This is a genomic window from Pseudoalteromonas luteoviolacea DSM 6061 (genome assembly GCF_001625655.1).
Lineage (GTDB): Bacteria > Pseudomonadota > Gammaproteobacteria > Enterobacterales > Alteromonadaceae > Pseudoalteromonas > Pseudoalteromonas luteoviolacea.
This window is the reverse complement of sequence record NZ_AUYB01000102.1, coordinates 126,926-151,668: the sequence shown is the minus strand read 5'-3', so window position 1 is coordinate 151,668 and position 24,743 is coordinate 126,926. Positions and strand designations below refer to the sequence as shown.

General features: G+C 43.3%; 21 protein-coding genes. 11 read left to right on the top strand and 10 right to left on the bottom strand.

All coding sequences use genetic code 11. From position 1 onward, the window contains the following. Positions 1-3 precede the first annotated feature (3 nt). From N475_RS11570 to N475_RS11535, 8 genes are all read right to left on the bottom strand, one after another. On the bottom strand, positions 4-666 hold the full coding sequence (locus tag N475_RS11570) for a 3-oxoacid CoA-transferase subunit B (protein WP_063357729.1): 663 nt from the start codon (positions 664-666) through the stop codon (positions 4-6). A gap of 10 nt (positions 667-676) precedes the next feature. Next, a complete protein-coding gene (locus tag N475_RS11565) occupies positions 677-1,375 on the bottom strand; it encodes a CoA transferase subunit A (RefSeq protein ID WP_063357730.1) in 699 nt (232 codons plus the stop codon). 34 nt (positions 1,376-1,409) lie between these two features. Then, positions 1,410-2,318, bottom strand: a complete 909-nt coding sequence (locus N475_RS11560) for a hydroxymethylglutaryl-CoA lyase (protein WP_063357731.1) — start codon at positions 2,316-2,318, stop codon at positions 1,410-1,412. 1 nt (position 2,319) lies between these two features. Then, on the bottom strand, positions 2,320-4,263 hold the full coding sequence (locus tag N475_RS11555; RefSeq protein ID WP_063357732.1) for an acetyl/propionyl/methylcrotonyl-CoA carboxylase subunit alpha: 1,944 nt from the start codon (positions 4,261-4,263) through the stop codon (positions 2,320-2,322). A gap of 10 nt (positions 4,264-4,273) precedes the next feature. After that, on the bottom strand, positions 4,274-5,056 hold the full coding sequence (locus N475_RS11550; RefSeq protein WP_063365322.1) for an enoyl-CoA hydratase/isomerase family protein: 783 nt from the start codon (positions 5,054-5,056) through the stop codon (positions 4,274-4,276). Positions 5,057-5,065: 9 nt separating this feature from the next. Then, entirely contained in the window at positions 5,066-6,673 is a 1,608-nt protein-coding gene (locus N475_RS11545) for a carboxyl transferase domain-containing protein (protein WP_063357734.1), read from the bottom strand. A gap of 11 nt (positions 6,674-6,684) precedes the next feature. Further along, positions 6,685-7,860 carry an isovaleryl-CoA dehydrogenase gene (locus tag N475_RS11540; RefSeq protein WP_063357735.1) on the bottom strand — a complete coding sequence of 392 codons (1,176 nt, stop codon included), beginning with the start codon at positions 7,858-7,860 and terminating at the stop codon, positions 6,685-6,687. Between the two features lie 101 nt (positions 7,861-7,961). Beyond that, on the bottom strand, positions 7,962-8,357 hold the full coding sequence (locus N475_RS11535) for a MerR family transcriptional regulator (RefSeq protein ID WP_023400459.1): 396 nt from the start codon (positions 8,355-8,357) through the stop codon (positions 7,962-7,964). 356 nt (positions 8,358-8,713) lie between these two features. Here N475_RS11535 and N475_RS11530 point away from each other — a divergent pair, with 356 nt between their 5' ends. From N475_RS11530 to N475_RS11495, 8 genes are all read left to right on the top strand, one after another. Beyond that, positions 8,714-9,892, top strand: a complete 1,179-nt coding sequence (locus tag N475_RS11530) for a thiolase family protein (protein ID WP_063357736.1) — start codon at positions 8,714-8,716, stop codon at positions 9,890-9,892. A 73-nt stretch (positions 9,893-9,965) separates the two neighbouring features. After that, entirely contained in the window at positions 9,966-11,456 is a 1,491-nt protein-coding gene (locus N475_RS11525; protein ID WP_063365321.1) for a CoA-acylating methylmalonate-semialdehyde dehydrogenase, read from the top strand. A gap of 132 nt (positions 11,457-11,588) precedes the next feature. Beyond that, on the top strand, positions 11,589-12,746 hold the full coding sequence (locus N475_RS11520) for an acyl-CoA dehydrogenase family protein (protein ID WP_046357796.1): 1,158 nt from the start codon (positions 11,589-11,591) through the stop codon (positions 12,744-12,746). Positions 12,747-12,757: 11 nt separating this feature from the next. Further along, the gene (locus tag N475_RS11515) at positions 12,758-13,534 is read left to right on the top strand and encodes an enoyl-CoA hydratase (RefSeq protein WP_063357738.1); all 777 of its coding nucleotides are present in this window, start codon (positions 12,758-12,760) and stop codon (positions 13,532-13,534) included. Then, positions 13,534-14,673, top strand: coding sequence for an enoyl-CoA hydratase/isomerase family protein (locus N475_RS11510; protein ID WP_063357739.1), 1,140 nt, complete (start codon positions 13,534-13,536; stop codon positions 14,671-14,673). The genes N475_RS11515 and N475_RS11510 overlap by 1 nt, the downstream gene beginning before the upstream one ends. A gap of 11 nt (positions 14,674-14,684) precedes the next feature. Further along, positions 14,685-15,575 carry a 3-hydroxyisobutyrate dehydrogenase gene (gene mmsB / locus N475_RS11505; protein ID WP_063357740.1) on the top strand — a complete coding sequence of 297 codons (891 nt, stop codon included), beginning with the start codon at positions 14,685-14,687 and terminating at the stop codon, positions 15,573-15,575. Positions 15,576-15,599: 24 nt separating this feature from the next. Then, on the top strand, positions 15,600-16,361 hold the full coding sequence (locus N475_RS11500) for an SDR family oxidoreductase (RefSeq protein WP_063357741.1): 762 nt from the start codon (positions 15,600-15,602) through the stop codon (positions 16,359-16,361). A gap of 244 nt (positions 16,362-16,605) precedes the next feature. After that, on the top strand, positions 16,606-17,133 hold the full coding sequence (locus N475_RS11495) for an outer membrane protein assembly factor BamD (RefSeq protein WP_063357742.1): 528 nt from the start codon (positions 16,606-16,608) through the stop codon (positions 17,131-17,133). Between the two features lie 98 nt (positions 17,134-17,231). Here N475_RS11495 and N475_RS11490 read toward each other — a convergent pair whose 3' ends face one another. Together N475_RS11490 and N475_RS11485 are read right to left on the bottom strand one after the other, a co-directional pair. Further along, on the bottom strand, positions 17,232-18,437 hold the full coding sequence (locus tag N475_RS11490; RefSeq protein WP_063357743.1) for a bifunctional alpha/beta hydrolase/OsmC family protein: 1,206 nt from the start codon (positions 18,435-18,437) through the stop codon (positions 17,232-17,234). A gap of 3 nt (positions 18,438-18,440) precedes the next feature. Continuing rightward, positions 18,441-19,304, bottom strand: a complete 864-nt coding sequence (locus N475_RS11485; protein ID WP_063357744.1) for a pirin family protein — start codon at positions 19,302-19,304, stop codon at positions 18,441-18,443. Positions 19,305-19,528: 224 nt separating this feature from the next. On the opposite strand from N475_RS11485, the gene N475_RS11480 reads away from it, so the two are divergent. From N475_RS11480 to ydiJ, 3 genes are all read left to right on the top strand, one after another. Continuing rightward, positions 19,529-19,834: a hypothetical protein gene (locus tag N475_RS11480; RefSeq protein WP_063357745.1), complete on the top strand. Its 306-nt coding sequence runs from the start codon at positions 19,529-19,531 to the stop codon at positions 19,832-19,834. A gap of 86 nt (positions 19,835-19,920) precedes the next feature. Beyond that, a complete protein-coding gene (locus N475_RS11475; protein ID WP_063357746.1) occupies positions 19,921-21,144 on the top strand; it encodes an aspartyl protease family protein in 1,224 nt (407 codons plus the stop codon). Between the two features lie 167 nt (positions 21,145-21,311). Then, complete coding sequence (gene ydiJ, locus N475_RS11470) at positions 21,312-24,320, top strand: D-2-hydroxyglutarate dehydrogenase YdiJ (RefSeq protein ID WP_063365320.1); 3,009 nt, start codon at positions 21,312-21,314, stop codon at positions 24,318-24,320. The last annotated feature ends 423 nt before the right edge of the window (positions 24,321-24,743 follow it).

Below are 24,743 nucleotides of genomic sequence, written 5' to 3'. Positions count from 1 at the left end.
AATCTATTCTGCAAACTGCATTTCAGGGATATCGCCATCGACGATTAATTTACCTGCAGTTTTGCTGATAATTTCATCAACACTAACACCTGGCGCACGCTCAAGCAAATGAAATGCGCCATCTTTTACTTCTAACACAGCTAGGTCTGTGACAATCTTTTTGACACAATTTACTCCAGTCAGTGGCAATGTACATGACTCAAGTAACTTAGAATCGCCGTGTTTACTAGCATGGGTCATGGTCACAACAATGTTTTGTGCGCCTGCGACGAGATCCATCGCACCACCCATGCCTTTAATTAATTTCTTCGGGATCATCCACGAGGCAATGTTGCCGCTCTGATCCACTTCGAATGCACCTAATACTGTTAAGTCTACATGACCACCACGTATCATGGCAAAGCTTTCAGCGCTATTAAAAATAGCCGCTCCTGTGGCTGCTGTCACGGTTTCTTTACCCGCGTTGATCATATCTGCATCAACTTGGTCTTCTTCTGGGTACGGACCCATGCCTAACAGGCCATTTTCTGACTGTAGCATTACTTCCATGTTGTTCGGCACATAGTTAGCTACGAGGGTAGGAATGCCGATACCAAGGTTTACGTAATAACCATCTTGTAGTTCTTGCGCTACGCGCATTGCAATTTGTTCACGATTTAAAGCCATGGTGATCTCCTTACTTGCGCGTGGTAACACGTTCGATACGCTTTTCAAAGTCACCTTTGATAACGCGGTTTACATAAATGCCTGGGGTATGGATTTGGCTTGGTTCAAGCTCACCAGGTTCAACAATCTCTTCAACTTCCACTACAGTGATTTTACCAGCTGTTGCAGCCATTGGGTTGAAGTTCATTGCAGTATGGCGGAAAACAAGGTTTCCATAACGGTCAGCTTTCCATGCTTTAACGATGGCAAACTCACCCGTAATTGATTCTTCTAGAATATATGGGCGTCCGTTAAATTCTTTAACTTCTTTCCCCTCGGCAACCGGAGTACCGTAACCTGTTGCTGTATAGAAGCCAGGGATGCCAGCACCACCGGCACGCATTTTTTCAGCAAGCGTTCCTTGTGGTGTGAGCTCAACATCGATAATGCCGTCAAGAAGCTGTTGTTCGAAAAGGGCATTTTCACCAACATATGAGGCAATAATTTTTTTGATTTGACGATCGTGAAGTAAAATACCCAAACCAAAATCATCTACCCCACAGTTGTTAGAAACAACTGTAAGCTCTTTTGTTTGCTTACGTTTAATTTCAGCAATTAAACCCTCTGGAATACCACATAGTCCAAAACCACCTGCGATGATGGTGTCTCCGTCTTTAAGACCCTCCATCGCTTCTGCGTAGCTAGAAACTACTTTGTCGAAACCGGCCATTAGCCCACTCCTCGTTGTCAATATTGTCTTATTGTTAAGATTGGCAGGTATTTTTAAGCGCTAAAGATACCTTGCTAACAGGTGCCTTATTGAGTGCATCGCAAATTTGCCAACCTGCTTTTGCAAGCCTTTCTAAATCAATTTCGGTACTAATGCCAAGTCCTTGCAGCAAGTAAATGACATCCTCCGTGGCAACATTTCCTGACGCACCTTTTGCGTAAGGGCATCCACCCAGACCTGCAACTGCACTATCTATAGTTGAGATCCCCATTTCTAGTGCTTTATGGATGTTTGCCAATGCTTGTCCATAGGTATCGTGGAAATGTACGGCAAGCCTTTGAGCTGGTATATGTTCAAGCAGTAAAGTAAGTAAGTTTTCAATCTGATTTGCAGTACCAACACCAATGGTATCGCCTAGACTTATTTCATAGCATCCAAGTGCCAATAATTGTTTACAGACAGACAAAACTTGCTCTGGCTCAACTTTTCCTTGATAAGGGCATCCAGCGATGCAGCTTACATAACCTCTTACTTTGATGTTGTTTTTTTGAGCAAGCTCAACCACTGGGCGAAAGCGTTCAATGCTTTGTTCAATGCTACAATTGATGTTTTTCTGAGTAAATGCTTCACTGGCTGCTGTGAAGATTGCAAATTCATCTACTTGGTTTTCTAGAGCAAGTTCTGCGCCTTTTAGATTAGGCGTTAGTGCGCTAATTTCGATTCCGGGGTGGCGAGTAATCCCCTGAATGACCTCAGCTGAGTCAGCCATTTGTGGCACCCATTTGGGTGACACAAAAGCACCTGCCTCTATGTGTTTAAGGCCAGCATTGGCTAGCGCATCAATCAAAGTAACTTTGTCGGCAGTTGATACTGCCGATTCATTTTGTAAACCATCACGGGCGCCCACTTCAACAATTTTTACTTGCTTTGGGTAGTTGGCCATATCAAGCTTCCTCTACGATGGCGAGCATTGCACCATGGTTTACTAGCTCGCCTTCATCAAAGCAATAGCTTGTTAAAGTACCGTCAAATGGAGCATTGAGCGTGTACTCCATCTTCATTGCTTCTATCACGACAATAGGATCTCCCTTGGCAACTTGAGTGCCTATTTCTTGCAGGTGCTTAACCACAGTACCATTTAAAGGGGCTGCAAGAGGGGCTTCTTGATGTTCGTGTTCACTTACGTAATGCTTAGTCTGCAACTCAAAAGTATGCTGGTATGGACCATACATAACCGTGATGTCGGTTTCACTAATGAGGACGTCAGCAATAAGGCGCTTGCCATCAATATTCGCTGTAAGCTTGTGATCATCTAACTTTGCTTCAACACGGTGTTCAGAGTCGTGGTAATCCACTCGCCAGTGCTGACCTTGTGCTTGTGCGACCACAAAGTGCTCGGTAAACGGTACGGTGAGTTTACGCGGTTGATTTAATCTAAAGCCCACTTGATGCCAAGGTGAATTCAATTTTGGTGCTTGTTTGTGTGCAAGATACGCAATACTCGCTAAGCAAACTAACGTGTCGCTCGGTGCTTTTGAAGCCGTTAGCTCTTCAGTTTGAGTATCGATAAAATGGGTATCAGGTGCACCCGCCATAAATGTAGGATGCTCTGCAAGGTGATGTAAAAAGGCAATGTTACTTTTTACACCTGCTAGATGAACCTCATTTAAGGCCGATCTCAACTTGAGTAATGCGGTGCGTCTGTCATGACCATGAACGATTAGCTTGGCAATCATCGGATCATAAAAAGGGCTTATCTCATCGCCTTGCTGAACACCAGTATCTATACGTACACCACGCTGAGCACTAGGGAAGCTTAAATGTGCTAAGTTTCCAGAGTAGGGCATAAAGTTTTCTTCAGGATCTTCGGCATAAATACGTGCCTCAAAACTGTGGCCTTGCAGTGTGATCTGTGATTGTTCGAGCGGGAGGCGCTCATTATTGGCGACGCGAATTTGCCACTCAACTAAATCTTGGCCTGTGACCATTTCGGTAACTGGATGCTCAACTTGCAAGCGAGTATTCATTTCCATAAAGAAAAATTCATCACCACACAACAGGAACTCAACAGTACCTGCACCGCGATAATTAATGGCTTGAGCACAGCGTACAGCCGCTTCACCCATTTCTTTGCGCAGTGCATCACTCAAATCTGGAGCTGGTGCTTCCTCAATAACTTTTTGGTGTCGACGCTGTAAAGAGCAGTCGCGATCGCCTAAGTAGACGCAGTTTCCGTGATTATCAGCAAAAACTTGTACTTCAACATGGCGAGGTTTATCGACAAACCGCTCTAATAAAACTAAGTCATTGCCAAAACTTGCTAAGGCTTCGCGCTTTGCTCCTTCTAAAGCACTTAAGAACTCATCAGCGCTTCTGACCACTCGCATGCCTTTACCACCGCCACCAAATGCCGCTTTAATCAGCACTGGGTAACCAACCTTTTCGGCTTCGGCAGTTAAGAATTCAGTGTCTTGCTGTTGACCGTAGTAACCCGGTACAAGTGGCACATTTGCATCCGCCATGATTTCTTTTGCACGGGTTTTTGAGCCCATGGCTTCTATAGAGCTCGCTGGCGGGCCAACAAAAACAATGTTATTTTCTTCACAGGCGTTGGCAAAAGCGTCATTTTCAGATAAAAAGCCATAACCTGGGTGTATACAGTCTGCACCACTTTGCAGGGCGACTTCTAAAATTCGTTCGCTTACTAGATAGGAGTCTTTACTGGGGGCCGCACCAATGTAATAGGCTTCATCCGCATTTTTTACGTGCAGTGCATTGGCATCGGCATCGGAGTAAACCGCGACGGTGGTCATTCCCAAGCGTTTAGCTGTGCGCATTACGCGGCAGGCTATTTCACCACGGTTAGCAATTAAGATCTTTTTTAGCATGGTCTACTCCTTACTCGCTTGCCGCAGGTTGCCAATTAGGCGCTCGCTTCTCAAAAAAGGCACTTAGACCTTCTTGACCTTCTTCACTGACACGGATTTCGGCGATTCGTTTGGCTGTATGTGCAATTAGTGGCTCTTCAATTGGTTTGCCAGCTACCTCATCAATTAAAGATTTAGCGCTTTTTACGGCTTTAGGCCCGTTATTTAAAAACAACTCAATGAAATGTGTTTCGCTCGCATCAAGGTTGTCTGTGACTTCATGGATAAGTCCCAGCTCTAACGCTTTATCAGCTTTGAATACTTCGGCCGTTAAAAAATAGCGACGAGCTTGTCTTTCTCCAATGGCCTTAATGACATAAGGGCTTATCACCGCTGGGATTAGTCCAAGTTTTACTTCACTTAAGCAGAACTTGGCGTCATTGCTAGCAATAGCGATGTCACAGCATGCAATAAGGCCCAGCGCGCCCCCGAATGCCGCACCTTGAACAAGGCAAAGAGTTGGGTGAGGCGATGTGGCCAACACGTTCATCAACTTTGCCAGCTCCATTGAGTCAGCGACATTTTCTTCGTAGTTGTTGTTAGCCATTGACTTCATCCAAGCCAAGTCAGCACCTGCTGAAAAGTGCTTGCCATGGGTTTTTAAAACTAAGGCTTTTACATCTAGTTCATTGGCGTATTCAATGGTTTTGATAAGTTCAGCGATAATTTCAGCGTTGAATGCGTTGTGTTTTTCAGGGCGACTTAATTCTAAAATCGCGACCTTGCTTTTTGTAATATTTAAAGTGACAGACATGTACGCCCCCTACATTCTGAAAATGCCAAACTTAGACTCTTGGCGCGGTGCATTTGCAGCAGCCTCTAGCGCCAAACCCAGTACGTTTCGTGTCTCAGCAGGATCGATAATGCCATCATCCCATAAGCGCGCACTGGCATAATAAGGGTGCCCTTGCTTTTCATACTGCTCAACGATTGGCTTTTTGAATTCGGCAACTTCTTCATCGCTCATACTTAAGCCTTTACGAGCTAGGCCGTCTTGGCGAACTTGGGTTAATACACCGGCCGCCTGTTCGCCGCCCATAACTGAAATGCGGGCATTTGGCCACATCCACATCATGGTTGGTTCGTATGCTCTTCCGCACATGCCGTAGTTACCAGCACCATATGAACCACCGATTAGTACGGTGAATTTAGGCACATCAGCACAAGACACTGCGGTGACCATCTTGGCACCGTGTTTCGCAATTCCCTCAGCTTCGTATTTTTGACCTACCATAAAGCCCGTAATATTTTGCAAAAATAACAGTGGAATATCACGTTGTGCACAAAGCTGAATAAAGTGTGCGCCTTTTTGCGCAGACTCAGAGAATAAAATACCGTTGTTAGCCACAATACCGACTGGGCGACCAAAGATCTCTGCAAATCCAGTAACGAGTGTTTCACCAAAATAGCGCTTAAACTCGTCAAACTGAGAATCGTCGACGATACGGGCGATGATTTCACGAACATCAAATGGCTTCTTCAAATCGGTACCGACAATGCCGTAGACTTCGCGGATATCATATCTAGGGGCTTTGATGTCTTTTAAGATTGGTTGGGTAGGGCGTTGATGATTGAGTCTTTCAACACATTGACGAGCAATAGATAATGCGTGTTCATCATTTTCAGCATAGTGGTCGGCAACACCAGAAACCTTACAGTGGACGTCTGCACCACCAAGATCTTCTGCGCTCACCTCTTCACCAGTAGCCGCTTTTACTAAAGGCGGACCCGCTAAGAAAATAGTTCCTTGCTCTTTTACAATAATACTTTCATCTGCCATAGCCGGTACGTATGCGCCACCAGCAGTACACAAACCCATTACAACCGCAATCTGCGGTATGCCTTTTGCTGACATGCGAGCTTGGTTGTAAAAAATACGTCCAAAGTGAAGTTTGTCAGGGAACACTTCATCTTGCTCAGGTAGATTTGCACCACCTGAATCTACTAGGTAGATACAAGGTAAGTGGCAGCGCTCTGCAATTTCTTGAGCTCTTAAATGCTTTTTGACAGTTAAAGGGAAGTAAGTTCCGCCTTTTACTGTGGCATCATTGCCCACAATCATGCATTCTACGCCTTTTACTCGGCCTATACCTGCAACAACTCCTGCACAGGGAATATCTTGTTCATATACGCCAAATGCAGCAAATTGAGATATTTCTAAAAAAGGAGAACCTTCGTCGAGGAGGGTGTCGATACGATCACGGACAAATAGCTTGCCACGGCTTTGGTGACGAGCAATTAAGGCTTCACCGCCACCTTGACTTAGAGTTGCGACCTTGTCGTTTAAATCGGCAACCAATGACGCCATCGCGTCATGGTTGTCTTTAAACTGTTGGTCATGCGTATTAACAGTTGAATTTAATACTGTCATGCCAATTCTCCTTAGCGGCTTTCGTTGAACAGCTCACGGCCGATAAGCATACGGCGAATCTCAGACGTGCCTGCGCCAATTTCATAAAGCTTGGCATCTCGAAGTAAGCGACCAGTAGAGTATTCGTTGATATAACCGTTTCCGCCAAGAAGCTGAATCGCATCTAAAGCCAATTTAGTCGCTAGTTCCGCAGCATAAAGTATTGCACCAGCGGCATCTTTACGGGTTGTTTCTCCACGGTCACAAGCTTTCGCGACGGTATATACGTATGAACGTGCTGCATTCATCTGTGTATACATATCGGCGATTTTACCTTGAACAAGCTGGAACTCCCCGATAGATTGGTTAAATTGTTGGCGTTCATGGATATAAGGTACAACTACATCCATACAAGCTTGCATAATGCCAAGAGGGCCGCCAGCTAGCACCACACGTTCGTAATCAAGACCGCTCATTAGAACTTTGACGCCTTCGTTTAGCGTGCCAAGAATGTTCTCTTCTGGTACTTCACAGTCTTCAAATACGAGCTCACAGGTGTTTGAACCACGCATACCGAGTTTGTCCAGCTTTTGGGCTGTTGAAAACCCAGGATAGTTACGCTCAACAATAAATGCAGTGATACCGCGAGGGCCTGCATCTAGTTCAGTTTTCGCATAGATAACAAACACGTCTGCATCAGGACCGTTGGTGATCCACATTTTGTTACCGTTCAGTACGTATTTATCGCCTTTTTTCTCGGCTTTGAGTTTCATCGAAACAACGTCAGAGCCAGAGTTCGGTTCACTCATTGCCAGTGCGCCGATGTGCTCACCGCTTATCAGTTTAGGTAAATATTTTTCTTTTTGTGCCTGATTACCATTGCGGTTAATTTGGTTTACACATAGATTGGAATGCGCACCATAACTTAGACCAATAGATGCACTTGCACGACTAATTTCTTCCATTGCAATCACGTGCTCAAGGTAGCCCATGTTTGCGCCACCAAACTCTTCTGGCACCGTGATCCCGAGTAGGCCCATTTCGCCAAACTTTGGCCAAAGTTCATTTGGGAAAGTATTTTCCTGATCCGTTTTCTCGGCAAGTGGCGCAATTTCGCTGGTCGCAAAGTTGTTTACATGATCTCGGATCATGTCTGCTGTTTCGCCAAGTCCAAAATTCAGTTCTTTATATAGTGATACAGTGCTCATTTGTTGTCATCCTGTGTGAGATTGTGTATTTCGTTCCCTAGCGGGAACCGGAATGGATGTAAGTCAGTTACCACTCCGGGCTGACACATACTGTGTATTGATTAGTCTTGTAATTCTTTTAAAGTATCTAAGCAGCGTCGTTCTGCCGTGACGAGTTCCATCAAAACGACTTTGATGTCATCCATTTGCTGGCTTAGATCTGCTTTTTTCTCTTCTATTAATTGCAGCATGGTATGTAGCTGCTTTTCGCTGGACTTATCCGCGTCGTAAAGTTCAAACAGTCTGCCAGTTTCGGCAAGCGTAAAACCAAGTCGCTTCCCGCGCAAAATGAGTTTGAGACGGACTTTGTCTCTTTTTGAATAAATTCGGGTTTGTCCATTACGCTCAGGTGAAAGTAATCCTTGATCTTCATAAAAACGAATACTTCGTGTGGTAATGTCAAATTCCTTAGCGAGCTCGCTTATTGAGTAGGTTGGTTCTTTATTGGTGTCTTGCATTATTTACACACTTACTTCGAAACTGATTAGACCAATATAAGTGAAGTTTACGTAAAGGTAAAGTGTCGTTTTTGCATCATGCTTTAGTCGCATATGCAAAATCTGGATCTTGAACTACTTTTAGCTCGCATGAGGCACTATATGCTTTGTTAATTTGCTCTTCAACATAGGATATAGCAAGGGAATGCGCGGTTATTTTCCAGTTTGGCAAGATAACTGTGCAAGTAAACTTTACATTTTTAAAAAACGCAAAGCGCTTGATTTTAGATTTACGTTGGCGTAAACGTAAATTTTAGGTATGCTCGACGTAAGAGATTACTAAAAGCAAGCTATTTGCTTGTTAACAGGAGTTTTAAATGAGTAACGAAGCCGTAGTCATTGTAGCAGCAAAACGTACACCTATGGGTGGTTTTATGGGTAGCCTTTCAGGTGCAGCAGCAACTGATTTAGGTGCAACTGCAATTAAAGCTGTAATGAATGATACTGGTTTATCGGATGCCAGCATCGATGAAGTTATTATGGGTTGTGTTTTACCGGCAGGTCTAGGTCAGGCTCCAGCTCGTCAGGCAATGCTACACGCAGGCCTTGCACGCTCTACTGGTGCAACGACTATCAACAAAGTATGTGGTTCAGGTCTTAAAGCTGCGATGTTTGCACATGACCTCATTAAATCTGGCAGCATTAAAACAGCAGTAGCAGGCGGTATGGAGAGCATGACAAATGCACCTTACTTTATGCCAAATGCTCGAGGCGGAATGCGCATGGGTCATAATCAGGTAATTGACCACATGATGGCAGACGGTCTAGAAGATGCGTATGACAAAAAAGCGATGGGCTGTTTTGCACAAGATACAGCCGATCAGTACGGCATTACTCGTGAAAATATGGATGAGTTCGCACTTAACTCTTTGAGTAAAGCGAACGCGGCAATTGAAAACGGCAGCTTTGACAACGAGGTTATCCCTCACATCATCTCTACTCGTAAAGGTGATGTTGAAGTAACCACTGATGAGCAGCCAGGTAACGCTCGTCCAGATAAGATTCCTTCATTACGCCCTGCATTCAAAAAAGACGGCACCATCACAGCAGCTAACTCATCATCTATCTCTGATGGTGCAGCAGCGCTTATTTTGATGAGTGAGTCAGAAGCAAAAGCGCATGGCCTTACTCCGCTTTGTAAAATTGTAGCACATGCGACACACTCGCAAGCTCCAGCAGAATTTACAGTTGCACCTGTTGGCGCAATGAACACGCTGCTTGACAAAGCTGGCTGGTCAAAAGAAGACGTTGACCTATGGGAAATCAACGAAGCGTTTGCAATGGTGACTATGCTTGCAATCAATGAAATGCAATTGGATAGCACCAAAGTAAACGTTAACGGTGGTGCGTGTGCACTTGGTCATCCAATTGGTGCTAGTGGCGCTCGTATTTTAGTAACGCTTATTCACGCACTTCGCAACCGTGGCCTTTCTAAAGGTGTCGCATCACTATGCATTGGTGGTGGTGAAGCAGTTGCATTAGCAGTAGAAGTTTAAATCGTCAAAGCGCCGCAATTATACTAACTTTTAACGCGGCGCTACTTTCAGTTTTTTTGGGGAGGAGTGCAAAATGCACCAGGTACCATTATACATCAACGGTGAATTCACACAGTCGCAGTCTGACAAATGGTTAGACGTCGTTAATCCAGCAAATCAAGAAGTACTTGCACAGGTACCTTGCGCAACGTCACAAGAAGTACAAGCCGCAATCAACTCGGCTCAAGAAGCATTCCAAACATGGAAAAATGTACCGGTTCCAGAGCGTGCGCGTATCATGATGCATTATGCGGCGCTTTTAAAAGAGCACCAAGAAGAAATCGCAACCATCATTTGTCACGAACTTGGCAAAACGTTTGAAGATGCGAAAGGTGATGTATGGCGTGGTATTGAAGTTGTAGAGCAAGCAGCTAATGCGCCTGCAATGATGATGGGTGAGACAGTTGAAAACGTCGCGCGTAATATCGACACGTATTCATACATTCAGCCTTTAGGTGTGTGTGCGGGTGTCACGCCGTTTAACTTCCCAGCAATGATCCCATTGTGGATGTTCCCAATGGCGATTGTTTGCGGTAATACATTTGTATTAAAACCGTCAGAACAGGATCCTCTTACGCCAATGCGCCTTGTTGAATTATTTGAAGAAGCAGGTGCACCAAAGGGCGTACTTCAAGTAGTTCATGGTGGTAAAGACCAAGTAGACCAAATTTTAGAAGCGCCTGAAATTCGCGCTGTGTCGTTCGTGGGCTCTTGTGGTGTAGGTCAGTACATTTACAGTAAAGGCACTGAAAACCTTAAGCGTGTTCAGGCATGTGTGGGCGCAAAGAACCACATGGTTATTATGCCAGATGCGAGCAAAGAGCAAACAATTAACAACCTAGTTGGTGCGTCAGTCGGTGCAGCAGGTCAGCGTTGTATGGGTATTTCAGTTGCCGTATTTGTTGGCAAATCTCAAGAGTGGGTTGATGATTTAAAAGCTGGCCTAGAAAAAGTGCGACCTGGTGTTTGGAATGACCCTGAAGCGGCATATGGCCCACAGACATCAGCAGCCGCTAAGGCACGTATCCTGTCTTTAATTGAGTCAGGAAAACAACAAGGTGCGACCTGTTTGCTAGATGGCTCTGACTTTACTGTTGAAGGTTATGAGAATGGTAACTGGGTTGGTCCAACACTGTTCACAAACGTGACAACCGACATGGACATTTACAAAGAAGAGATCTTTGGTCCGGTACTAAACTGTGTGTTTGTTGATACATTAGAAGAAGCAATTTCACTTGTTAACAACAGCCCATATGGTAATGGCGTTTCACTATTCACTGCGAGTGGTGCAGCAGCGCGTAAGTTCCAACAAGAAATTCAAGTTGGTCAAGTTGGTATTAATATTCCAATTCCTGTGCCATTGCCTTTCTTCTCATTCACTGGTTGGAAGAATTCATTCTACGGCGATGTCCACACGTATGGTAAGCAAGGTGTTCGTTTCTATACAGAGACTAAGACAATTACATCTCGCTGGTTTGCCGATGAAGCTGTGACTGGCCCTAACATGAGTATTAACCTACGTTAATCCTGCAATTAATTTCCGAGCCCAGTACCTATGCTGGGCTTTTAGTAGTAACGCCTGACGCAGAACAGGTGCAACAAGAATAAAAACAAACGAACTTATATTCGTTTGAGATGACAACAAGAGAGGTCTTTTATGGACTTTAATCTGAATGAAGATCAACAGGCATTCGCCGAAACCGCTTACCAATTTGCTATGACTGAGCTTGCGCCAAACGCAGCGCGTTGGGATCAAGAGCATATTTTTCCTAAAGACGTTATAAAACAAGCGGGTGAGCTGGGTTTTTGCGGTTTATACACTCCAGAAGAGGCCGGTGGCTTAGGCTTGTCTCGCTTAGACTCAAGCATTATTTTTGAACAATTGTCTATGGGCTGTACTGCAACTACAGCGATGCTGACTATTCACAATATGGCAACTTGGATGATCGCAAGTTTTGGTACTGATGCTGTAAAAAGCCAATATATGGACCAGCTTGTCATGGGTGAGTTACTCGCGTCTTATTGCTTAACTGAGCCGGGTTCGGGCTCCGATGCAGCGTCGCTCAAAACCAAAGCCGTGCTGGAAGGTGATGAGTATGTATTGAACGGCTCAAAAATGTTCATCTCTGGAGCAGGTGAAACGGATGTGTTAGTCGTTATGGCACGTACTGGTGAAGAAGGCCCTAAAGGGATCTCTGCATTTGTTGTCCCTGCGGATGCTGCTGGCGTCATTTATGGTAAAGCCGAAGAGAAAATGGGTTGGAACGCCCAGCCAACGCGTTTGATCACCTTTGAAGATGTAAGAATTCCCGCTGCTAACCTGATGGGTAAAGAAGGCGAAGGTTTCAAGTTTGCCATGCAAGGCTTAGATGGCGGTCGTATCAATATTGCGACTTGCTCTATTGGTACTGCACAACAAGCGCTTAATACAGCCAAAGAATACATGCAAGAGCGCCAACAATTTGGTAAACCTCTGGCTGCTTTTCAAGCATTACAGTTTAAAATTGCTGATATGAATACGGAGCTTGTAGCTGCACGTCAAATGGTGCGTCTGGCTGCATTTAAGCTAGATAGCAATGACCCTGAAAAAACCACATATTGTGCAATGGCAAAGCGTTTTGCAACGGATGTTGGTACTAAGGTGTGTGATGACGCACTGCAAATTCATGGTGGCTACGGTTACATCAAAGAATACCCACTTGAACGCCATTTACGAGATGTACGCGTTCACCAAATCTTAGAGGGCACCAACGAGATCATGCGAGTGATCATTGCCCGTCGAATTTTAGCCGAAGGCGCTGCAAGCGTTTTATAAGGAGCGAATAAATGTCTGCACAATTAAAACTTGAAAAACGTGGTCACATTGCAATTGTTACTATGTCTAACCCGCCTGCAAACACGTGGACACGTGACACGCTAGTTGGCTTAAAAGAGCTGGTTAATGAGCTAAATGCCGATAAAGAGATTTACTCGCTGGTTATTACTGGCGAAGGTGAAAAGTTCTTCTCTGCTGGCGCTGACCTAAATGTGTTTGCCGACGGTGATAAAGGTGTTGCCGCTGATATGTCGCGTGTTTTTGGCGAAGCTTTCGAAACATTGAGCAATTTCCGCGGTGTGTCTATCGCTGCAATCAATGGCTTTGCAATGGGCGGAGGCTTAGAGGTTGCGCTGGCTTGTGATATCCGAATTGCAGAAACACAAGCTCAAATGGCACTACCAGAAGCCAAAGTTGGCTTATTACCTTGTGCTGGCGGCACACAAAACTTGGCGTGGCTTGTTGGTGAAGGTTGGGCTAAGCGTATGATTTTGTGTGGTGAACGTTTAAAAGCGGATAAAGCAGAAAAAATAGGCTTGGTGGAAGAAGTTGTAGAGCAAGGTCAAGCACTTGAGGCTGCACTAGCATTGGCTGAAAAAGTTGAAGATCAAAGCCCTGTAGCTGTTACTGCATGTAAATCACTGATCCAAAAAGGCCGTACAGGAACGATTGACAGTGCATTGCCATTGGAGCGTGAGTTATTCGTTACTTTATTTGATACTCAAGATCAAAAAGAAGGCGTAAATGCGTTTCTTGAGAAGCGTAAAGCAAATTGGGTGAATGGCTAATGGTTGAATTACAGTTACTAAACCAAGAAGACGCGCCAGTCGTGTTCCAATTGGCGCACTGTAATAATGACATGAAGGTGGCGATTGCCACCTTGAATGCGCCAAAAGCGTTAAATGCGCTGAACATAGACATGATCCGCCTACTTGCACCACAACTAACTGAGTGGGCAAATGACGATAGCATTGCCATGGTGGTCTTGAAAGGGGAAGGTGAAAAAGCTTTCTGTGCTGGTGGGGATGTTGTTAGCCTCTACAATTCAATGGTTGCAAACGATGGTAACAATTACCTCGAAACCTTTTTCAGCGAAGAGTATCGTTTAGACTTCCAGATCCATAATTATGACAAGCCAATTTTACTTTGGGGTAATGGCATTATTATGGGTGGTGGACTTGGCTTGATGGCAGGAGCTAGTCATCGAATTGTGACCGAAACATCACGTATCGCGATGCCAGAAATTACAATTGGTCTTTATCCTGATGTGGGTGGATCTTATTTCTTGAATCAAATGCCAGCAGGAATGGGACTGTTTCTAGGGCTAACTGGTGCTTCTGTCAATGCAAACGATGCAAAGTTAGTCGGACTTGCGGACCATTTTATCAACGCGGATCACTTTGACATTTTGCTCCACAATTTACGTGAAGTGAATTGGGGTAAAACCAACGTGTTGAATCATGACAAACTAACACAGTTACTGCTTTCGATTGAGGATGGTGCACACTCATTGCCTAATAGCGCGCTTAAGCCACTTGCGAATGATATTGCTCATTTAGTAGAACTCCCCGATTTATCTGCGCAAATTGATCATATTCTTTCTATTGATAGCAATGAAAATAAATGGTTGAGCAGGGCACAAGCAGGCTTAAAACATGGTTCGCCAATAAGTGCAGTACTGGTAAGTGAACAACTTAAGCGCTTAGCTGGTAAGTCTCTAAAAGCATGTTTCCAACATGAATTAGCTATGTCAGTACACTGTGGTGAGGTAGGAGAGTTTCAAGAAGGGGTGCGAGCTTTATTAATTGATAAAGATGGCAAACCAAACTGGCGCTTTAAATCAATCAATGACGTTGAATCTGAAGTTATTGAAGGGTTCTTCAAACCAAAATGGGATGAAGTAAATCACCCACTGGCAGACATGTAAGGAAATAAAAAATGGCAAAAGTAGGATTTATTGGCCTTGGCAACATGGGTGGCCCAATGGCTGCAAATTTGGTTAAAGCAGGCCACCAAGTAACAGTATTTGACCTTAACGAAGAAGTTGTAAATCAACTAGTTGAACAAGGTGCTCATTCAGCATCCAAAGTTTCAGATACATGTACAGACGCTGACTTTGTGATCAGCATGCTGCCTGCAGGTAAACATGTTCGTTCAATTTATACTGGCGAAGATGGATTAATCAACTACCTTAGTAAGTCGGCACTGGTTATTGACTGTTCGACAATAGATGCAGAGTCAGCTCAGTTTGTAGGCAAAGAGCTTGCAAACGCGGGTGTATCTTTTGTTGACGCTCCAGTGTCTGGGGGTGTGGCCGGAGCTGCTGCTGGGACATTGACTTTCATTGTTGGTGGACGCGACGAAGATTTTGCCAAAGCGCACACAGTGTTGAAAGATATGGGTAAAAACATCTATCACGCTGGGGACATAGGTGCCGGGCAGGTCGCAAAAATTTGTAATAATATGCTGCTGTCAATTTTAATGGCAGGGACCAGCGAAGCACTCCAAATGGGTGTAGATCACGGCTTAGACCCCAAAGTATTAAGCGAAATTATGCTTAATAGCTCTGGGCGCAATTGGACACTTGAAGTGTATAACCCATGCCCGAATGTACTGGACAATGTTCCTTCTTCTAATGAGTACAAACCGGGTTTTATGGTGGATTTGATGGCAAAAGACTTAGGACTTGCAATGCAAGCAGCTCAGCAGACAAATTCAGCCACCCCAATGGGCGCACTAGCTAAAAATCTCTATAACCTGATGCAAAACCAAGGCAAAGGGGCGGAAGATTTCAGTGCGATATTTAAACTTTTCTCTGAAAAGTCTTAAAACGTAAAGGTTTAAAATTTAATTATGAATGTAGAAAATAAAACGGTTGTTATTACTGGGGGCGCACAAGGTTTAGGTCTTGCAATGGCGCACAAAATGGCGAGTTTAGGCGCAAACCTTGCCCTAGTAGATATGCAAGAAGAAGTTTTGCAGGCGGCAGTTGAAGAGCTAAGCCAATTTGATGTAACCGTTAGAACGTATGTTGCAAATGTAAGTATTGAAAGCAATGTTGAAGAAGTCTTCGACAAAATTGTTGAGGATTTTGGCTCACTGTCAGTACTTATCAATAATGCGGGTATTCTACGCGATGGCTTGTTTGTTAAAGTCAAAGAAGGTGAAGTAGTCAATAAGATGTCACTTGACCAGTTCCAATCATTGATGGATGTAAACTTAACAGGTGTATTCCTTTGTGGTCGTGAGGCGGCTGTGAAAATGATTGAGGCAGATCAAGGTGGTGTGATTATTAACATGTCGAGTGTGGCGCGCGCTGGTAATATCGGCCAAACTAATTACTCTGCAGCTAAGGCTGGTGTTGTAGCAATGACTACAACATGGGCTAAAGAGCTTGGTCGCTACGGTATTCGTGTGGGCGCGATTGCACCAGGTGTTATTCGTACAAAGATGACAGATGCCATGAAACCTGAAGCAAAAGACCGTTTGGTTAAAATGAAACCGGTTGGTCGTTTAGGCGAAGCGCAAGAGATTGCACATACTGCTCAATTCATTATCGAGAATGAGTTTTTCACTGGTCGAGTCGTAGAAATCGATGGCGGTATAAGACTTTAAAAAGTATCCAATATTTTCGTTATTTTGTAATAAAATATCGTTAATATTCAAAGTATTCGCATACTTATGTTCCTTTATCTTCGAAAGAAGAGAGTGTGTAGAATAAAGCGGTGGGGGTGTGTCCCGCCGCTTTTTTATTTCAGCAGTTTTATTTTAGTTATTGATAGTTTTATGTTTTAATTTTAGCCATGACAGGTAACATAAGTTCAATATTCAAAATACAATGAAATTAAAAGCAGCGTACATGTATAAATTATTGATAACCATACTAATTGCAGTTGTATTGCCAGCGTGTCAATCAAATAGAGCTATCGTCAAAGATATTGATGCGATCCATAAACAGGAGCGCAATGGCATAAAGCTTTATCAGCAAGGGCACTATGCCAGAGCGTATGAAGAGCTCGGGGAACTTGCTACTTGGGGCTATAAAGATGCACAGTATTATTTAGCGTTTATGTTTTTAAAAGGCCAACATCTAGAGCAGTCGACTTTAATCGGAATGGGTTGGTTGGGTGTTGCAAGTGAGTCGGGGATTAAAGAGTGGGTCGAACTGTATAATGCGCTCTACGCTAAAGCTACTCCAACAATGCGAACCAAGATTGATGCAGTCGTTGCTGATTACAAACATAAATTTGGCATGAAGGCGCAGTTTGTATCTTGCCGAAAAACTCAGACACCACCATCAATGAAAATAGCTATCAAATGTACCAAAGAAGATAAAATTTCCAAAGTCTACCCACTTGACTTGAATGAATCACAACTCAATTTATAAAGCTTTTCATTGATATTAAAAGCCACTACTGACTTTGTGGTGGCTTTTTAGGTGGCACGATACAAGCTCTCATCGGCTCGGCAGCCGTAAAATTAACGCTAAATAAGTAACTGAGTTTTTACCTGCACCGTATTGTGAAGTGTCTTATGCACAGGACATTTATCTGCGATAGCAAGTAATTTTTGCCTTTGTGCATCGTCTATTGGGCCTTTTATTTCAATGTGGCGGGTAATTTCCTCTGTGTAGTTGTTTTTACTGTCACAGTTTTCACAATCGTCATGGTAGTTTTTCTGATGCGTTAGAGTGATTTTGATGTCTTCCACAGGTAAGCCTTTGCGATTAGCATACATTCTCATGGTCATGACAGTACAAGTGCCTAAGGCTGCCAATAAATGTTCATAAGGATCCGGTCCAAGGTTTTTTCCGCCGACTTTTATTGGCTCATCGGCAAGCCAAGAGTGGCTATCGCTGTAAACACTTAACGTAAACTTATGGTCTTTTTCTCTAACGACGAGCTCACCGTGGAGCACTTTTTGTGCGTTTGGAGCTGGGTGGGGCACAATATACTTGTCCACCCAGCCAGTAATTGCCGTAGCAGCATATTCAGCATCAGTGGAGCGTGTTAACAGGTGATCTGCATCGTCCAACGAGATAAAACTTTTTGGGTGTTTGGCATTGACGTAAATGGACTCTGCTTGTTCAATGCTAACAACATCATCAATTGGGCTATGCATAATCAGTAATGCTTTGTTTTTAATTACTGATTGCTTTTGACTTTGTTCGTTCAAGTCTTCAAGAAACTGCTTTTTAATATTGAAAGTTCGCTTTCCTAGTTGAACCTGTGCTTCACCGCATTGGCTAATTTGTTCAATATGTGCAGCAAAATTGTGCGTGACATGCTCAGCATTTGCTGGGGCGCCTATCGTAACAACCGCTTTTACTTCGGGAATTTGATTGGCCACAGCTATCACAGCTGCACCGCCAAGACTGTGGCCTATTAAAATTTGCGGTGCAAATAACGATTCTCTTAAGTAATCTGACGCGGCTCGAAGATCGTCGAGGTTTGAAGAAAAATTAGTATTTGCAAAATCTCCGTCGCTATTGCCAAGCCCTGTGAAATCAAATCGCAATACGGCATAATTTTGTTTCACGAGCGCCCTTGATATTCTCGATGCCGCGGCAATATCTTTACCACAGGTAAAGCAATGAGCAAATAAGACTACCGCTTTAATATGTTCTTTTGGGCGCTCTAATAGTCCTGCGAGCGTATTTCCACTGCTGGTAAACTCTATCTTTTGTCTCATGGTTTATTTCCTTGTAGGTAAAGGGACAAATTCTCGGTTGTCATCGGGGATTTCGGGAAAATGGCCGTTTTGCCAATCTAGTTTAGCTTGTTCAATGCGTTCTTTACTAAAGGATACGAAGTTCCAATGTATGTGGGGAACAGAAGTCCACTTGTCACCACCGAGCAGGATGACCCTAGTGTCTTCTATAGCTACGACTTCGCTTTCTAAATTTTCTAGTAGCACTAAATCACCGGCTGTATATTGGGTTTCTTCGACTCGAATCTCGCCATAAATAACGTAAATGGCTGTCTCTTGGGTTGCGCTCGGTAGTTCTAGTAAGCTCTGTTTAGTGGCAATGATGTCGATATAAAATAAGGGAGAATAGGTTCTGATAGGTGATGTTAATCCATAAGCTTGTCCTGCTATGACCCTTGCCATGACTCCGCCTTTTATTGTCTGAGGAAGTTCATGTCGATTGATATGCTCAAAACTAGGTGCTATGTCTTGGTATTTTTCAGGCAAAGCAACCCATGATTGCAGGCCATTAATACTGTGAGACACACCTCTTGTTTCAAAGCTTTCTCTTTCCGAGTGCACTATACCATTGCCAGCAGTCATCCAATTGACATCACCGGGTGCTATTTCAAGGTGGTTTCCAAGTGAGTCTCTGTGTAGAACATTGCCCTCGAGTAAATATGTCAAAGTTGACAGCCCAATGTGAGGATGAGGTTGCACTTCAATACCCCGTCCCCTAGGAAAATGAGTGGGCCCCATGTGGTCGAAAAAGATAAACGGACCTACCATGCGTTTTTTCATATGCGGAAGCAGGCGTTTGACCTCAATACCGCCGATGTCATGTGTTGTTGCTTCAAGTAACTGTGCCACTGCCTTTTACCTCGCGAAGAACTCATCATTTTGAACAAGCATGAGGTTATTCTAGTATCAGTTTAAGAAAGGGTAAAAACGCAAAACTAGGATAGTGCGTTCTATTTTATAGAATCAATCTAGATTGTAATATGATAGGTTGAAGGTGACTTTGACATGTTAAACTAATTTGTTACAGCGGTGCGTATGAGCAACAAAGAAATGCTAGAGGTATAATTAAAAATATGAAGTATGTTGCTATGTGCGTATTTGGTTTAATTATCACAGCACTACTTTTTTTAGGCATGGCTAAACTGATAGAGACGAATAGTACTGAGAAACAAACTCGGATTGAGTGTTTCCCCATTCCATCTGATGTATTTGAGTCAGAAGGGGCAAAGAACAGTTGCAAATGTTGGTTTGTAAGTCAGCATGTAAAAACATTAGAGCACCCTGATGGTATAGCTTGCAACGCATTGTTTTTGTCTCAGTCAGAGATCCATAAATTACCAGTTTGTTTGTCGGCTTCTGCCAATTTATCACTTTTTTAAAAATCCCGACCTGTAATCCATTTGACGTTTTCTTCACACATTCTCTAGTAACTTAATGGCACATAATAGTTAAAAGGATATGTGTTATGAAGTTACTCTCCATTTTGGTTTGTACTGTTGCATTGAGTGGGTGTAGTGTCGCTAACTACGTCCGGCTAAAATATGAAAATGATGATATCAAACCGCAATGGTCGGCAAAGAAAAGTAAAACTCAATTGAAAGCTGATACTGGGGTTAAACCATATGTATACATGTCAATCAATGGTATTTCTGGCTTTAAAATGATGTTGGATACCGGTGCGTCTGTGTCGATCTTAAAAGATTCGGAAAAAGTAAAGGCGCTGGCATTGAAAGAGGGTTACCCCTTGGAATTAGGAGGCTGGGGTGATGGTGAAAATTCCTATGGATTTCAAACAGAGGTACAGAGTATTAAGCTGGGGGACGTGAAGTTTGATGGAGTCAGTTTTGCGTATATGCCTGTCACACAAAGTGAATACTTTTTGAGGCCCGATGAGGCGGTATATGATGGTGTTCTTGGTCATGATATTTTGAAGCATTTTGCTTGGCATATTGATCCGAGAGCGGGAAAGATTGAGATCTCAAGCCAGTCTTATAACGGACATGATCAGGGTGTTACCTTACCTATGCGAGTTTTTCTCAGCAAGTTATACCTTGATAGTAAAATTGATTTAGGTGGCAACCAAACGATGGAGCAGGAAGTGGTATTGGACACAGGTAGTCGACACTACTTCAAACTGAACAATTACTATGTACGTGATGAGGGGTATACTTTTAAAGGCAAAACCGTTATCGGTTCAGATTTCGGTTTAAGTGGCCAAACAATTCACCATCGCGGGACAATTCCCCAATTACAAATTTCAGACCTGAAATTAAAGCATGTCAAAACTAACTTTATTGAGGGCGGAGATGATGGAAAGTCAGTTATAGGCAGCTCTATTCTAAACCACTTTAGCTATGTGATTGACTACCACAATTTAAAGTTACATTTAAAACCATATGCCGACACGAACTTTAAAGCGAGATATAACTTGCTCGGAATGGAGCTTCGCAAACTCACTAATGGGGCGTTTGTAGTACGTTATGTTATGCCTGATATGGCGGCGTTTGGTTCTGGCATTAAGGTGGGTGACGAAGTGCTCAGCTTTAATGGGGTTAGTGCAAATAAATTGGCACAAAAGGAATGGCTAGAACTATCAGCAACAGAAGGAAAGCACCGGTTGTGCATTGCCAGAGACAATCAATGTTTTGAGTTATTAGCCAAAAATATTGAGGGATATAGTCAGTGGTAACAGCCTCACTCTCCCGTTATTACTTCAGTTAACTTTAGTGTTCAGGCATTTACGAGCGGCAGTTGGCTATCTGCCGTATGTTTACGTACTGCGTCCGATATTTTAATGCACTATCAAAAGTGCTTTGATATGTTATATTGTATCATTTTTGTGGGGCGCGAAAAAACATGGGTCGAGAAAAATCAGCAAGTGTCCTTGCTGAACACGTGATAAAAGCATATTCAGATTCAATTATAAAGCAGGGGTTTGAGGGCGAGGTTGATACCAGCTACTCAACTCAAGTGGTGCATTCTACAGACAATAGTATTTATCAACAGACACCGAAGGCAGTCCTGTTTCCTAAGTCGAATTCAGACATACAGATTGCGCTGTCTACTTCTGAGAGCGCAGAATTTAGCGATTTGTATTTTGGCCCGCGCGGAGGTGGTACAGGCACAAACGGCCAGTCACTGACTGGTGGTATAGTTTTAGATCTGTCCCGTCATATGCGCGGTATTTTAGAATTAAACACTGAACAAGGCTGGGTAAGAGTGCAAGCTGGCGTTATTAAAGACCAGCTAAACGAGTTCTTACGGCCACATGGATTTTTTTTCGCACCTGACTTGTCAACCAGTAATCGAGCGACCATTGGCGGTATGATTAACACCGATGCGTCTGGGCAAGGATCTTTAGTGTATGGGAAAACCAGTGATCATCTCCTTGCTTTAAAATGTTTTTTGTCCGATGGATTTGAGCTTAATACCCACAAAGTCGCTTCGAAACAAGCAAAAGAAGATGCCAAACAAAGCGATAGAACGGGTAGGCTTTTAAATACCGTTCTGACAAGCTGTGAGCAAAACAGAGAAAAAATACTTTCAGTTTTTCCTGATTTGAATAGATTCCTTACTGGATATGACCTTAAAAATGTCTTCAGTGATGATCTTGAATCTTTCGACCTGACCCGCATTATTGCCGGCAGTGAGGGGTCATTGGCGGTCGTTGCAGAGGCAAAACTCAATATTTTGCCGATAGAGCCATATAAAACTTTGGTCAACATTAACTATGATAACTTTGACTCGGCGCTTAGACATTCTCCGTTTTTGGTGAGCGCCAACTCAACATCTGTCGAAACCGTTGATAGCAAAGTACTGAATCTAGCTAGAGAAGATATGATATGGCGCAGTGTATCGGACTTTTTAGAAACTCCTAACCATATTGCATCGGACGGCCTAAATATGGTGGAGTTTAATGGCTCCGAAAAAGGTGATATCGAAGAAAAAGTAGGGACTTTGACGGCGAAGTTGGATTTGCTCATTGCGAACAAACAGTCTGGTGTATTGTCATACTCGATCACCGTTAATAAGGCTGATATTATAAAAATATATGCAATGCGTAAAAAGGCAGTAGGCTTGCTAGGCAATAGTAAAGGTGCTCGAAAACCGATTGCATTCGTCGAAGACACAGCTGTCCCTCCAGAAAATCTTGCTGATTTTATCACAGAGTTTAGATCGCTATTGGACTCCTACAACCTAGCCTATGGCATGTTTGGCCATGTCGATGCTGGCGTGTTGCATGTTCGCCCAGCATTAGATTTGTGTGACGATTCGCAACAGGCCATGCTGAAACCAATTTCTGATCAGGTTGCGCAATTAACCAAAAAATATGGCGGATTATTTTGGGGAGAGCATGGTAAAGGGTACAGAAGTGAATATGGGCCACAATTTTTTGGACCAGAGCTTTTTCTTGAGTTACGCAAAATAAAAACGGCTTTTGATAAGCGTAATAAGCTTAACCCCGGTAAAATTTGCACGCCTTTGGATAGTGAAGTTGAGCTAGCCAAAGTAAATGGGCCATTAAGGGCGCGCTATGATTCATTAGTGCCAATCAACATAAAAACGAGCTTTCAGGACACCTTAAATTGTAATGGCAATGGGCTGTGCTTTAACTATTCTCAAGCAGCTCAGATGTGTCCATCTTATAAGGTAACTAAGGATAGAAGAGATTCACCTAAAGGCCGTGCGATGCTGTTTAAAGAATGGGTGCGTTTGCAAGCGGAGCAAGGGGTTGAGCTACCACAACAGCTTTCTGAATATTTTGACGACCAACCACGCAGCCCGAAAGTGATAATTTCTGATAAAGGAAAGCTTAAGCAGTTTAATCATGAAGTGAAAAGGGCGATGGATGCTTGCTTGGCGTGTAAAGCTTGCTCAAATGCCTGTCCTGTGAAAGTGGATATTCCCAATGTCAGAGCCTATTTTCTTGATTTTTATCACCAAAAATATGGCAGGCCCCTTAAAGATTACTTAGTGGCTAACATTGAACGTCTGCTACCTATCATGTCACGCTTTGCAAAAGTCATTAATCCTATGATTAGTGGACGATTAACAAACTATTTGGCGCAAAAAACGATTGGCTATCAGGATTTACCGCAACTGAGTCAACATAAACTAAACGCAATTGAATATGACTTTGCCAAGCTGAGTAAGCTTAATCAACAGCAAAGAGATGAATATGTCCTAATCGTGCTTGATCCGTTTACACGTTTCTATGAAGCAGAGCTGCTCGCAGCGACAGTTAAGCTTATTGAGCGGCTTGGTAAGCAAGCGGTTTTACTGCCATATTATGAAAACGGCAAAACCAAGCATGTTAAAGGCTTCTTAAAAGACTTCAAAGCAACTGCGCTCAAAACAAGCGAGTTTTTAAAGCTCGTTTCTACCTTAAACATTCCAATGGTAGGTCTGGATTCGGCTCTCGTTTTTGTCTACGAGGATGAGTACCGTAAAGTACTAACAGAGTTGCAGCGAGGAGATTACATCGTTCAAACAATTCATGAATGGCTGAAGCTGCAAGATCTTTCTGTGCTCAAACTGACTAGTTATCAAGGGCCTTTGAAATTACTTTCCCACTGTACCGAAGAGACAAATCCGAGAGCTTCGAGCGCTACCTGGTTGTCTATTTTTGAAAGCTTAGGTATTGAGCTAGAAGCGCCAAATATCGGCTGCTGTGGCATGGCAGGTACATTTGGGCATGAGTCTAAGAACCAATCTGCATCTCGCCAATTGTATGAAATGTCGTGGGAAAAACATGTTAAGTCAGAAGAGGTAATTGCAACTGGTTTTTCTTGCCGAAGCCAAGTAAAGCGATATGAAGGTGTTAAACCTAAACATCCGATTGAGTTTATTGCAGATCTTTTGTAGCTTAGTGGGTTGGCGATGTAATCGTCAACCCACTCCTGCGTAAAGAGTAATGTGGTTGCAAACTTTCTGAACGTGGCTGAAATACAAGTCGCTATCAAATAAAATTGTTGGTGTACTTTTCAATGCCTGATTACGTACCAGCTGCCATACAAATGCTCAATACAATCTACATTAGGTAAGCAAACATCCTCTTTTACGGGGTTTCCATAGACCTATAGACCTTCTTGGCTACCATTTTGGGGTTTTGTAGCTAAATGCTTTTCGGACTAGCCAAGCAGTATTGCTTTTTTGCACCCAGAGAAACTCAAAGTTACTTTCTTTTGCTAACGCTATGATATTGTCGATTTTCGGATTCTGGACTTTTATAAATTTTGGCTCTCCAGCCTACCAAGCTAGCTTTGACTTTTCTCGAATAGAATTGCC

What these genes read in the sequence shown, in the direction of transcription:
- N475_RS11525 (WP_063365321.1), top strand. Translation starts at nt 9,966, where the DNA reads ATGCACCAGGTACCATTATACATCAACGGTGAATTCACACAGTCGCAG.
- N475_RS11495 (WP_063357742.1), top strand. Translation starts at nt 16,606, where the DNA reads ATGTATAAATTATTGATAACCATACTAATTGCAGTTGTATTGCCAGCG.
- N475_RS11510 (WP_063357739.1), top strand. Translation starts at nt 13,534, where the DNA reads ATGGTTGAATTACAGTTACTAAACCAAGAAGACGCGCCAGTCGTGTTC.
- N475_RS11500 (WP_063357741.1), top strand. Translation starts at nt 15,600, where the DNA reads ATGAATGTAGAAAATAAAACGGTTGTTATTACTGGGGGCGCACAAGGT.
- N475_RS11570 (WP_063357729.1), bottom strand. Translation starts at nt 666, where the DNA reads ATGGCTTTAAATCGTGAACAAATTGCAATGCGCGTAGCGCAAGAACTA.
- N475_RS11550 (WP_063365322.1), bottom strand. Translation starts at nt 5,056, where the DNA reads ATGTCTGTCACTTTAAATATTACAAAAAGCAAGGTCGCGATTTTAGAA.
- N475_RS11535 (WP_023400459.1), bottom strand. Translation starts at nt 8,357, where the DNA reads ATGCAAGACACCAATAAAGAACCAACCTACTCAATAAGCGAGCTCGCT.
- N475_RS11540 (WP_063357735.1), bottom strand. Translation starts at nt 7,860, where the DNA reads ATGAGCACTGTATCACTATATAAAGAACTGAATTTTGGACTTGGCGAA.
- N475_RS11560 (WP_063357731.1), bottom strand. Translation starts at nt 2,318, where the DNA reads ATGGCCAACTACCCAAAGCAAGTAAAAATTGTTGAAGTGGGCGCCCGT.
- N475_RS11545 (WP_063357734.1), bottom strand. Translation starts at nt 6,673, where the DNA reads ATGACAGTATTAAATTCAACTGTTAATACGCATGACCAACAGTTTAAA.
- N475_RS11520 (WP_046357796.1), top strand. Translation starts at nt 11,589, where the DNA reads ATGGACTTTAATCTGAATGAAGATCAACAGGCATTCGCCGAAACCGCT.
- N475_RS11515 (WP_063357738.1), top strand. Translation starts at nt 12,758, where the DNA reads ATGTCTGCACAATTAAAACTTGAAAAACGTGGTCACATTGCAATTGTT.
- mmsB (WP_063357740.1), top strand. Translation starts at nt 14,685, where the DNA reads ATGGCAAAAGTAGGATTTATTGGCCTTGGCAACATGGGTGGCCCAATG.
- N475_RS11530 (WP_063357736.1), top strand. Translation starts at nt 8,714, where the DNA reads ATGAGTAACGAAGCCGTAGTCATTGTAGCAGCAAAACGTACACCTATG.
- N475_RS11480 (WP_063357745.1), top strand. Translation starts at nt 19,529, where the DNA reads ATGAAGTATGTTGCTATGTGCGTATTTGGTTTAATTATCACAGCACTA.
- N475_RS11475 (WP_063357746.1), top strand. Translation starts at nt 19,921, where the DNA reads ATGAAGTTACTCTCCATTTTGGTTTGTACTGTTGCATTGAGTGGGTGT.
- ydiJ (WP_063365320.1), top strand. Translation starts at nt 21,312, where the DNA reads ATGGGTCGAGAAAAATCAGCAAGTGTCCTTGCTGAACACGTGATAAAA.
- N475_RS11490 (WP_063357743.1), bottom strand. Translation starts at nt 18,437, where the DNA reads ATGAGACAAAAGATAGAGTTTACCAGCAGTGGAAATACGCTCGCAGGA.
- N475_RS11565 (WP_063357730.1), bottom strand. Translation starts at nt 1,375, where the DNA reads ATGGCCGGTTTCGACAAAGTAGTTTCTAGCTACGCAGAAGCGATGGAG.
- N475_RS11555 (WP_063357732.1), bottom strand. Translation starts at nt 4,263, where the DNA reads ATGCTAAAAAAGATCTTAATTGCTAACCGTGGTGAAATAGCCTGCCGC.